Raw genomic sequence first — 12306 nt, forward strand, 5'->3', positions numbered from 1 at the left:
CCTTTAAGTTGCTTTTTTACTTTTTCTTAAATAAGGCAGTCCACAAAAAACTTAGTCCTTGTAAGGTATCAGGAATACCATCTTTATATTTTCTAATTTCAATAATCTCAAAATCATCGCTAAATATTTTTTCAAGTTTTTCTTTTGAAAAACCAGTTCCAGTAATATGGCGTTCATAATAGTCCCAATCAGTGTGTTCTTCAGAATCTACCTCTGTAGAAAAACAAGCTAATCCAAAATAACCTCCAGTTTTTAAAGAACTTCTTAAGAGCTCTAAATATGTAATTCTTCTATGGGGCGGAAGATGATGAAAACATCCACTATCATAAATAAAATCAAAATGCATATTTTTAAACTCAAAGATAGATTTACATAAAAAATCTACTTTAACAGTATTTTTAGCAGCTTGCACTCTTGCATTTTTTATAGCAGATTCGGATAAGTCAACTCCGGTAACATTAGAACCTTGCTTTGCCATAAATATTGCATTTCTACCTTCACCGCAGCCGAGTTCAAGAACCTTATTAGGAACCCTTTCAAGTTTTGAAAAGAATTCTTTAAGATTTTCATCAGGTAAATCAGGATGATTAATAAAAGGAGCTTTAAATTTCCTTTCAGAATAAAAATTCTCCCATCTTTCTCTTTGATCTTGAAGCTTTGCGTCTAACATATTAAAAACGTCTTCAACTGTGAAAATATCGTGATTAGCCATTAATAACTCCTTATAAGAATACTATTATTTGTTAAGATTACTCATTATTTTTTTTACAATAGAATCTGCATCTATATTTGTATCAACTTGTAGGAGAATTTTTTGACTTAATCCCTTGGCTTCACCTGTTAGATACATAATTTCAGCAGTATTTTCGTCAACTTTTTTCATGACTCTTGCAATATCCCCAGGTACAATTTTTGCAGTTCCACCTTTAGCAAGGGGGATTGTATATGGTTTATTAAATCTAATCTGTTCGCCTAATTTTGCCTTCATATATATCAATCTCCTATCTTCTTTCGATAGTAGTATTATATCATAAAATGCACATTTTCGCGTAGCTTTGCCTTATTTTGATAGAGAATAATGTAGTGAAAATTTATGCAAAATAAATATAAGATAAAAAGAATTGGAGGAAGCTTTATGATTGATCAAATGATAGAAAAAATATCTGATATAATGCAGACTTATGAACAACTAACCGACGACATTATACTTTTACGATTTACAATAGTAAATTCCTGTATTGTTGCAGATTTAAGTAAAAAACCTAATGAATTTGTATTAGTGGATACTGGCCTTAAGACTTCAGGAGATTTTATAATAGATACAATAGAAAAGCTTTATGGAGTGAAGAGTTATCCTAAAGCAATTATATTGACTCATGGACATTTTGATCATGTAGGCTCAGTTATTCAGCTTATTAAAACTTATAATATTCCAGTTTACGTTCATCCACTTGAAATACCTTATTTAACAGGTAAAAAGGATTACCCAAGAGGGGACTCTACAGTCGATGATGGAATGGTAGCGAAGATGTCCAAATACTTTCCAAATGAAGCATTAGACTTAGGCGGGTTTATTCATAAGCTTCCTGAGGATGGAACAATTCCACATATGCCTGGATGGAAGTGGATTTTAACTCAAGGTCATACTCCAGGACATATTTCATTATACAGAGAAAGCGATGGAACAATTATTGTGGGAGATGCATTATGTACTACAAAGCAAGAATCTCTTATATCAGTATTAACTCAAAGAGAGCAAATTAGCGGGCCTCCAGCATATCTTACAACTAACTGGGAAGATGCAAAAGATGCAGTTGAAACCATAGCAAATCTAAAACCTAATCTAGCAGTATTTAGTCATGGAAATCCATTAGAAGGAGAAGAATTAAAATCTCATCTGAATTATCTTAAGGATAACTTTGAAGAGCTAGCTAAGCCCGAGCATGGAAGATTTACGTAAAAGATTTGTTTAATAAAGAAATAGAAGCCATAGCGGCTTCTATTATTTTTTTATTTTTTTATAACTTCTTGTTTACCAGTTATAGAACTCTTATCATCCATTTTAAATGTTGTTTTATTTTCATCTGAAGTAAAGTATACATTACCATCAACTTTAGTGTCTATAAGTTGGAAACCCTTTACGTCAACATATAAATCTCCTTTGAAGGTTCCATGTTGAAGACTACCCATTGGACTTCTAAAAGTCATTTTTGGTGCAGTTAATGTAAATCTTGCAGTTATGTTACGATTTTCATCTTGAGAATAAAGTGCTATTTTACGTTGAATTTGATCATTTCCTTTATCATCTTTTTTACCATTTTTGAATTCACCTTCAACTACAAGATCTTTATCAACTGTAAGATCTTTTGTTATAGCAACAATCCATGTACCTTTTGAACCTATTGCCTTTTCAAAAGCATCAGCATTATTTACAACTGAAGCAGAGGTACCAGCATCTGTATTTCCTGTATTTTGCTTAGCTGGCTCAGCTGGTTGAGTTGTTTGATCATTTTTCTTAGCACATGCAGTAAAAAGTGTACATACTACAAGTAATGATGATAAAAATAGTTTAGTTTTCATTATATAAGTTCCTCCTTTATAACATAAACTTTCGATTATAGTATGGCGCATTTTTGAGAATTATATTATAAAGATTAACAAGAGATTTATATTTTTTATAAATAAAATTATTTGAAAAATAATATTTGCATAATTATAAGTTTTCTATTGAAATTATAAAATTATTAGCATAAAATATAAACATATACTAAATATGTAAAATAGATTTATATATGCCATATTATTGAAATAATAATGTTTGTATTAAAGTCAATTTTACTTAACTCCCCACAACTATAAATTCTAAGATTTTCTTATTAAACATTTCTTTTGAATATGGGTATGATTTTAGTAATTGCAGAAGTTATACTTTATAGTCAGTGTTACAATTCTTATTTTATTTCAGTGTGAGAGAAAAATTATATAGTTTTATTTGTGTAGGTTATTTTAGTACATGTTTCGGTTAAACGTTTACAGAGACTAATCTACCTTTAATAGTCATAGCTTAATTTAATTCTACCGATACATAGCAATAGTACTCTGCTAAATAAATAATTTCTGATGAAGGGAGGGGTGGCTAAATATGTAGGATAACATTGTATATTTCCAAAAGTAAAATGATTTTAGGAGGTAAGTAAAATGTTCAAGAAGGGTAAAAAACTTTTATCAACAATTCTATCTCTATCAGTTTTTACTAGTTTATTTATGGGTACTACATTAATTACAAAAGCAGAGCCAGTTAATATTGCATTGAATAAAACTGCAACCTCATCTTCAAACATTGCAGGAAGCACAGCTTCCTTAGCTTTTGATGGTAACTCAAGTACTAGATGGGAATCTGACTGGAGCGATCCTCAATGGATTTCTGTGGATCTTGGGACAAGTTATAATGTAACAGGAGTTAAGCTAAATTGGGAAACTGCAGCAGCAAAGGATTACAAGATACAGGTGTCTACAGATAATGCAAGTTGGGTAGATGCTTATACTAAAACTGGTGGAACAGGGGGGACAGAGACACTAACTTTTTCCACTCCTACAACAGGAAGATATGTAAGAATGTATGGTACAGCTAGAACTACAGGCTATGGTTATTCCTTGTGGGATTTTGAGGTATATGGAACAGCAGTTACACAAAGTTCAAATATTGCATTAAATAAAACAGCTACTGCATCTTCATTTTTAGGCGGTAATACAGCAGCATTAGCTTTTGATAGTGATAATGCTGGAACTCGTTGGGAGTCTGCTTTTAGTGATCCACAATGGATTTCTGTAGATTTAGGTTCAACTTATAATGTTACGGGAGCTAAGTTAATATGGGAAACAGCTGCAGCAAAAGATTACAAAATTCAAGTGTCAAGTGATAATTCTAATTGGGTAGATGCTTATACAAAAACAGGTGGAACTGGGGGGACAGAGGCAATAACTTTTGGAGCTTCTGTAACTGGAAGATATGTGAGAATGTATGGAACCACAAGAACAACTCAATATGGATATTCCTTATGGGGATTTGAAGTATATGGAACTGCAGTAGTAGCCAATAAAGTAAGTACTCCAGCAATAACACCTTCAAATGGAAGTTACACTTCAGCACAAAGTGTAACAATTTCTGATAGTACTTCTGGTTCAACCGTAAGATATACTACAGATGGATCTAATCCATCTGCAACAAATGGTACTGTTTATTCAGGGGCATTTACTGTATCACAAACAACAACTGTTAAGGCTATCGCATATAAATCTGGTATGACAGATTCTGATATAGCAACTTCTTTTATTACGATTGGAAGTAGTAGTAATGTAGACTTTGGACCTAATGTAAAAATATTTGATCCATCTATGTCAAGCGCTAGTATTCAAAGTACAGTTGATACAATATTTAATCAAATGCAAAGTAACCAATTTGGTTCAGAGAGATACGCTCTTTTATTTAAACCAGGTTCATATAATGTAAATGTTAATGTAGGCTTTTATACCTCAGTTTACGGACTAGGACAAATGCCAGATGATGTTAACATTACAGGGGCAGTACGTTGTGAAGCAGATTGGATGAATGGTAATGCAACTTGTAACTTCTGGAGATCAGTTGAAAATCTAGCAGTTAGCCCAACTTATGTATCAAATAACTTAACAACAGCAGGAACATTAACTTGGGCGGTATCACAAGCAGCACCAATGAGACGTGTTCATATAAAAGGTGGATTATCTTTATGGGATCCTTATGGAACAAACTATGATGGTGCTTGGTCAAGTGGTGGATTTATATCAGATTCAAAGGTAGATGGAACAATCTCATCTGGCTCACAACAACAATTCTTAACTAGAAATAGCCAAATGGGATCTTGGAATGGTGGAAACTGGAACATGGTATTTGTAGGTAATAATGGTGCACCAACTAATGACAGTTCTTTCCCATCAGTACCAAATACAGTAGTTGGTCAAACTCCTGTTGTTAGAGAAAAACCTTTTTTAACAATAGATAGTAATGGAAAGTATTCAGTATTCGTACCAGCTTTAAGGAGTAATTCTCAGGGAATTAGCTGGGCTAATGGAATGGGTCAAGGTACATCTATGTCGATAGATCAGTTCTATATTGCAAGATCAGATAGAGATACAGCTGCAAGTATTAATGCAGCACTTAATCAAGGGAAAAATCTAATATTTACACCAGGGGTATATCATTTAAGTGATTCCATTAAAGTTAATAATCCTAACACTGTAATACTTGGATTAGGTCTTGCAACTTTAGTTCCAGACAATGGAACAGCAGCCATGACCGTGGCAGATGTTGATGGAGTAAATATATCTGGTTTACTTTTTGATGCAGGTAGCAATAATTCACCAACATTATTAGAAGTTGGACCTTCAGGAAGCACACAAAACCATGCAGCTAATCCAACATCACTTAGTGATTTATTCTTTAGAGTTGGTGGAGCAGCAGTTGGTAAAGCTGATGTAAGCTTAAAAATAAACAGCAATAACGTTATTGGAGATAATTTCTGGGTATGGCGTGCTGACCATGGTGTAGATGGAGTAGGCTGGACAATAAATACAACAAAGAATGGTGTTGTAGTTAATGGGAATGATGTTACCATATATGGGCTATTTGTAGAACACTTCCATGAATATCAAACCTTATGGAATGGTAATGGTGGAAGAGTATACTTCTATCAAAGTGAAATGCCCTACGATGTTCCAAACCAAGCTTCTTGGATGAGTCATAATGGAACAGTAAATGGATATGCTTCATACAAAGTAGCAGATAATGTTACAACTCATCAGCTTTATGGTTCTGGAATATACTCATACTTTAGAGATGCAGTTGTTTCAGCCAATACTGGTATTGAGGTTCCAACTACTTCTGGAGTAAAAGTGCATCATGCTTGCTCAGTATATTTAACAGGTAATGGAGAAATTACTCATGTAGTAAATAATACAGGAGCAGCAGCAAAAGCAGGAAGTACTAGACAAACTGTAACTGACTATTAAAAATAATATAGGTTAAGTTAATATAACTCCCATAATCGTTCTTTAAAATATAATTTAAATAGTTGTAGTTTTAAATTTAAATGAGGAGTCATTAAAGGGCTCCTCATTTTTCTGCATAAAAATAGATGGATAGGAGGGAAAAAAATGATTAAAGGCTTAAGGAAAGTACGAAAAAATTATAAAAAAGCATTAAGCATGTTTATAGTAATATGTATTATTCTTGGAACTGAATTTACCCTTGGAATTAAGAAAGTAAAAGCTGTAACATCGTATCTGTTGTCATTAAATAGACCATGCTATGCTTCAAGTGTAAATGGAGGAGATACGGCAACTAGAGCAACAGATGGAGATATAAACACAGCATGGGGAGCAGCTTGGAATGTAGATAATCAATGGATCGATATAGATTTAGGTGCTGTAGCTACCGTAGATAGAGTGGTTTTAAAATGGCAAAGTCAAAATACCTATGCAACTAAATATCAGATACAAGTGTCAAATGATGAAACAACATGGAAAACAATATATACCCAAGATAATGGAACTGGGGGCACTAGAGTTCCAGATGTTAACGGCAATTTATATTGTGTTGAAGATTTAAGCCTCTCTGGAACAGGACGTTATGTAAGGATGTATGCACCAAAATGTGTTACTGGTTATGGAGTAGCGCTTTACGAATTTGAAGCTTATGGAACTGGAGGAATAAATCAACCTCCAAAGTCCTCAGTAAATTTAGCTAAAAACAAGAATGTTACAGTTTCATCATATCTTCAGCCTTGGTGGTCTAAAGATTCAAGTGGGAATGTTGTTACACCATTAACAGGGGCACAAGCCGTTGATGGAAATCAAGCTAGCTATTGGTTATCAGATACAACTGGTGATCCCAATAGTCAATGGATACAGGTAGATTTAGGACAAGCCTATACTATTGGCGAAGTAGATATAACATGGGATGCAGAGTTTGGTAGGGTATATGATTTACAGATTTCTAATGATGGACAAAATTGGACAACAATATATAGGCAGCTTCATGGAACTGGAGAAGCTGAAAGGATTCCTTTATATGCAACTGGAAGGTATGTAAAGCTGAAAGGGATAGCAATGGGAAGAGGATCAGGATATTCAATTCATGAATTTCAAGTTTTGCAATATGTAGAAGGTGATCCTAAAACTACTTATACAATTCCATCACTACCAACACCAGATACAGTAACAGTAGGTAAAGGAAGCTATTCTGTTAATGATGTTACAATGGCACAGCCTAGATATCCTAAATATGTAACTAGTAATATTAACACACCTATTCCTTCAAATGATTGGTGGACTTCAGTTATTTATACACGCTTGAGTGATGGTATGCCTGCATTACCTTTAATGTATCATTATTACGATACTGGACTAGGGTTTTATTACGCAAGTGATTTATTTACTGCTCCAAATGATGGAGGTATGGATACTAAATTTAATAATATGGATCTCTTTATTAATTCAAGTAATATAGTAAAGACTCCAGAAGCAAGATTAGATGGATATGGAGATTATTCAGCTAACATTATATTTAGTGATGATAGCACTGCGAAAATGAAGTCAACATTAATTAAAGGATCTCCTTATGTTTATAATACTTTTAGTGATCCAAATTCTGTTGAAGTATCTAGTCCATCAATAGTTGGATTGTTTGATGATAATAACAATGCAATCTTAGCTAACGATGGAGATTCTATAACTGGAGATCATGTTGGTATCGAAGTAACAAATACAAATACAGCGCCTGAAAGCAAAAAAATTACACATGATTATGGCATATTTGCCCCTGCAGGAAGCACATTTACAAGAGTTGGAAGTAAGATAAAAATTAAATTAGGTAGCGGACAAAATTATATGTCAGTTGGATTGCTTACAAAAAGGGCAGATCTTAATTATGTATATCAACATGCCTATGCATTTGTAACTAATACAACAGCGTCATATAACTATGATATGGCTTCAGCAAAAGTAAATACTACCTATACAGATACCATTGATTTAAAACGTACGGGCTTTTCATCTAATCCATTAATGACACTTTTTCCAACACAATGGAAATATACCACATCACAATTTGCACCAATAACTTATAATTCTGCTAGAGGTTTAATGAAGGTATTTGAGGGAAATTCCTTTATGACTTCCTTGAATTTTAATGGAATTACTCCTTCCTTTGGAGAACCTACAGAATCAGGTTCATATAGTCGTGCGCAAATGCTGACCTATTTAAACACTTTTAAAGCAAGTGTTACTAAGGACTATTGGGTAGCTGATCCGTATTGGCAAGGTAAGAAGCTACACCCACTTGCAATGGGTATTCTAATAGCTGAAGAGTTGGGTGAATATGATACAAGAGATCAATTTATAAGTATACTAAGAAAGATTCTTACAAATTGGTTTACCTATAGTGGAGCAGATGATAATCCATATTATATGTATTATTCCTCTGACTGGGGTACGTTAGTTGGACAAGGCGGAGATCATGGAATGGGTATAAACCTTTCGGATCATCATTTCCTATGGGGATACTTTACCTTTGCAGCAGGTGTGCTTGCGGCTTATGATAAGGACTTTGTTACAAACTATGGTGGTATGGTTGAACAATTATTAAGAGATGCCCAAAATCCATCAAGAACAGATAACTTATATCCATATATGAGAAATTTTGATCCTTATGAGGGACATTCCTGGGCAGGCGGCTATGGTGATAATCAAAGTGGAAATAATCAGGAATCTTCATCTGAAGCAACTTTTGCTTGGGCTGGAGAATATTTATGGGGATTAGCTACAGGAAATAATACTTTTAGGGATGCAGGTATTTGGGGATTTACCTCAGAAGTTAATGCAATTGAACAATATTGGTTTAACTATGATAAGGATAATTGGGCAAGTGACTATGATCCAGGAGTAGTTGGTATGGTATGGGGTTCTGCTTATACTTATGGAACCTACTTCTCAGGGAATCCAAGTTGTATTTATGGAATACACTGGTTACCTGTCTCACCAGTTTTAACTTATTTAGGATATAATCCTACAGTAGCCGCAAGAATATACAGTGCATATAGAAAAGATGAAGATGCTTATCAAGCAAAACTTGCAGCAGAAGGAAAACCAAATGCAGATCCAGAAGGATGGTTTCATATAACATGGCCTTATGAGGCTTTATCAGATCCTCAAGGAGCTATAAATAAATGGGATGATAGTAAACTCCCAGATGATGAACGATTTAATTCCTATTGGTTTGTACAAAACATGAGTGCAAAGGGTAATAGAGTTACAGATATTTGGTCAAGTAACTGGACAAGTTATCAGGTATTTAAGAAAGGTACAAAATATAGTGCTGTTATTTGGAATCCAACTAATACTACACAATTTGTTCAATTTAGAAATGCAGCTGGAAATACTGGATCAGCTTACGTACTTCCAAGAACTACACTTACAGTAGATCCTTTTGTGAATAATGGAACACCAACTAAAACATCACCAGTACCAAAAGCTGATCCAAGCCCAATTGCTTTGCCAGGAACTGTAGAGGCAGAAAATTATTATACAAACTTTAGCTGTACCAGTGATGTTGCATCTGAAGGAGGGGCATGCTTAGCATATATTGATGCAGGAGATTCAGCTCTTTATGATGTGGATGTAGCTAAGGAAGGAGATTATTCAGTTTCCTATAGAGTGAATAATGGAGGAACAACAACTGGAAAAATTCAATTAAAATCAAGTCTAAGCGGAAGTACAGTACTTTCATCTACAGATGTACCTAATAACAATGGTACTTGGACCACAGTTTCATCAACAGTACACTTAAAGGCAGGGGTTCAAAGATTGACATTATACTTTGCAACTGGTGGATTTAACTTGAATTGGTTTGGTATTGGAACAGGGGAAGTTAAACCTACAGAAAACATTGCACTTAATAAAACAGCAACTGCATCCTCATATATTGGTGGAAATACACCAAGCTTAGCATTTGATGGTGATAGTGCGAATACAAGATGGGAATCTAACTATAGTGATCCGCAATGGATAACTGTAGATTTAGGTTCAAGTTATAATGTTACAGGAGCTAAGTTTGTATGGGAAACAGCAGCTGCAAAAGACTATAAAATACAAGTATCAACAGATAATACAAATTGGGTAGATGCCTATACAAAGACAGGTGGAACTGGGGGGACAGAGACTCTAACTTTTACCACTCCTAAAGCAGGAAGATATGTAAGAATGTATGGAACCTCAAGAACTACAGGTTATGGATACTCCTTATGGGGGTTTGAGGTTTATGGAACTCAGACTACAAGTGCTGATACTAATCTTGCTTTAAATAAAACAGCGACTGCATCTTCATACCTAGGAGGAAATACACCAGCTTTAGCTGTTGATAATGATAGTGCTAACACAAGGTGGGAATCCAACTATAGTGATCCACAGTGGATAGCAGTTGATCTAGGTGCAAATTATACCATTTCTGGTGCAAAGCTTGTATGGGAAACAGCAGCAGGAAAAGATTATAAAATACAAGTATCAACAGATAATACAAATTGGGTAGATGCCTATACAAAGACTGGTGGAACTGGGGGGACAGAGACTCTAACTTTTACCACTCCTAGAACAGGAAGATATGTTAGAATGTATGGAACGGCTAGAACTACTGGTTATGGATATTCTCTATGGGATTTCCAGGTGTATGGTAGATAATGAAAATAAAAAGAAAAGGTGTTAAGCCTTTTCTTTTTTTCTTTAAAAAAAATTACTTGATTTGAACTTAATTAATATTAAGTAGAAATATTTGAAATATACTAATAAAGTAATTAATTTATTAAAGAGGTTAATATGAGCATATCATCACAGCTTATTTCTCAAATTGTAGAAATAGTTTTGATAAATTTAGTACTCTCAGGTGATAATGTAGCAGTGATTTCACTATCAGTAAAAAATCTTCCTCCAAAGAAAGCAAAATTAGCAAATATGATAGGCGTATGCATGGCTCTATTACTAAGAATATTTTTTATAAGTGTAATCGGATATATTTTTAAGTTTAAATGGCTACATGTACATCTGATAGGTGGAATTATACTAATTTATATTACAGTAAATATGATGAAAACAAATGACGAAAAGACTATTGTTACAAAGGAAAGTTCTTATGGGTTTTCTAAGGCTCTTATATCAATAATAATATCTGATATAAGTATGAGCCTTGATAATGTATTAGCAATAACATCAGTTATCATAAACGATGTGGGAGAAATAACTGGTCAGCAGATGATATTAGTAGTGCTTGCTATACTTATCTGCGTTCCGATTATTTTTTTAGGAAGTGAAATAGTTTCAAAATTAATGAGTAAATACCCAATAATTATTTATGTTTGTGCAGCGTTACTAATATATACAGCTATTAAAATGATTTTAAAAGATAGTTTTGTATTGCATATTTTAAGTATAATTAATCCATTATTAATACTGATGGTTATAGGGGTAGTTGCAATTACTACAGTGATTTTTATGAGTAAGGAAGCTTAGAAAAATATATTTAACAAAAAATATATATGTAGTAAAGATTTCTTGGTATAAAATAATAGTGTTAGACAATAGGTAATTATACTTTTTAATTGGATGGTGATAATAATGACAAAATTGTTATATCAAGGACATGGGAGTTTTCGTATAGAAGCTAATGATGGTAAGATTATTTACGTAGACCCATTTGCAGGTGAAGGATACGATATACCAGCAGACATGATCTTAGTGACACATGAACATGGAGATCATAATAGAATTGATTTAGTTACTCCTAAAGATTCTTGTGAAATAAGAAGAGCTGAAAATATGCTAGTAAATGGACAATATAAAAGTGAGCAGATAGATAATGTGTATGTTCAGGCTGTACCTGCATATAACAAAAATCACAATATAAATGAATGTGTTGGTTATGTAATAAAGGTTGATGGAATAAAAATATATGCTGCAGGAGATACATCTGAAACAGAGTATATGTCAACTAATCTATCAAAAGAAGAAATCGAATATACATTACTTCCAATGGACGGTTATTATAATATGGATGTTATTGAAGCTCAAAAGTGCGCTGAGATAATAGGTGCGAAACATAACATACCAATTCATATGAAGCCAGGCGAGTTATTCGATATTAATGTTGCTGAAAAATATAAACCTTCTGGTGCATTAATTATAAAACCAGGTGAAGAAATAGAACTTTAAAATTAAGGAATATTA

At 33.6% G+C, this 12306-nt stretch carries 8 protein-coding genes; 5 read left to right on the forward strand and 3 right to left on the reverse strand.

Annotated elements, in window-relative coordinates:
• Positions 1-16: 16 nt before the first annotated feature.
• Both PTZ02_RS03635 and PTZ02_RS03640 read right to left on the reverse strand, forming a co-directional pair.
• Entirely contained in the window at positions 17-712 is a 696-nt protein-coding gene (locus PTZ02_RS03635) for a class I SAM-dependent methyltransferase (RefSeq protein WP_274226454.1), read from the reverse strand.
• A 24-nt stretch (positions 713-736) separates the two neighbouring features.
• Complete coding sequence (locus PTZ02_RS03640) at positions 737-988, reverse strand: hypothetical protein (RefSeq protein WP_274226455.1); 252 nt, start codon at positions 986-988, stop codon at positions 737-739.
• A 147-nt stretch (positions 989-1135) separates the two neighbouring features.
• On the opposite strand from PTZ02_RS03640, the gene PTZ02_RS03645 reads away from it, so the two are divergent.
• Entirely contained in the window at positions 1136-1960 is an 825-nt protein-coding gene (locus tag PTZ02_RS03645; RefSeq protein ID WP_274226456.1) for an MBL fold metallo-hydrolase, read from the forward strand.
• Positions 1961-2010: 50 nt separating this feature from the next.
• Here the strand turns inward: PTZ02_RS03645 and PTZ02_RS03650 are convergent, their stop codons facing one another.
• The gene (locus PTZ02_RS03650; protein WP_274226457.1) at positions 2011-2580 is read right to left on the reverse strand and encodes a hypothetical protein; all 570 of its coding nucleotides are present in this window, start codon (positions 2578-2580) and stop codon (positions 2011-2013) included.
• A 618-nt stretch (positions 2581-3198) separates the two neighbouring features.
• Here PTZ02_RS03650 and PTZ02_RS03655 point away from each other — a divergent pair.
• From PTZ02_RS03655 to PTZ02_RS03670, 4 genes are all read left to right on the forward strand, one after another.
• Positions 3199-6045 carry a galactose-binding domain-containing protein gene (locus PTZ02_RS03655; RefSeq protein WP_274226458.1) on the forward strand — a complete coding sequence of 949 codons (2847 nt, stop codon included), beginning with the start codon at positions 3199-3201 and terminating at the stop codon, positions 6043-6045.
• 144 nt (positions 6046-6189) lie between these two features.
• Positions 6190-10767: a discoidin domain-containing protein gene (locus tag PTZ02_RS03660; RefSeq protein WP_274226459.1), complete on the forward strand. Its 4578-nt coding sequence runs from the start codon at positions 6190-6192 to the stop codon at positions 10765-10767.
• 135 nt (positions 10768-10902) lie between these two features.
• On the forward strand, positions 10903-11592 hold the full coding sequence (locus tag PTZ02_RS03665; protein ID WP_274226460.1) for a YjbE family putative metal transport protein: 690 nt from the start codon (positions 10903-10905) through the stop codon (positions 11590-11592).
• A gap of 105 nt (positions 11593-11697) precedes the next feature.
• Positions 11698-12291, forward strand: a complete 594-nt coding sequence (locus PTZ02_RS03670) for an MBL fold metallo-hydrolase (RefSeq protein WP_274226461.1) — start codon at positions 11698-11700, stop codon at positions 12289-12291.
• Positions 12292-12306: the final 15 nt, after the last annotated feature.

Origin of the sequence: Clostridium sp. 'White wine YQ' (genome assembly GCF_028728205.1) — a bacterium.
Taxonomy (GTDB): domain Bacteria; phylum Bacillota; class Clostridia; order Clostridiales; family Clostridiaceae; genus Clostridium_T.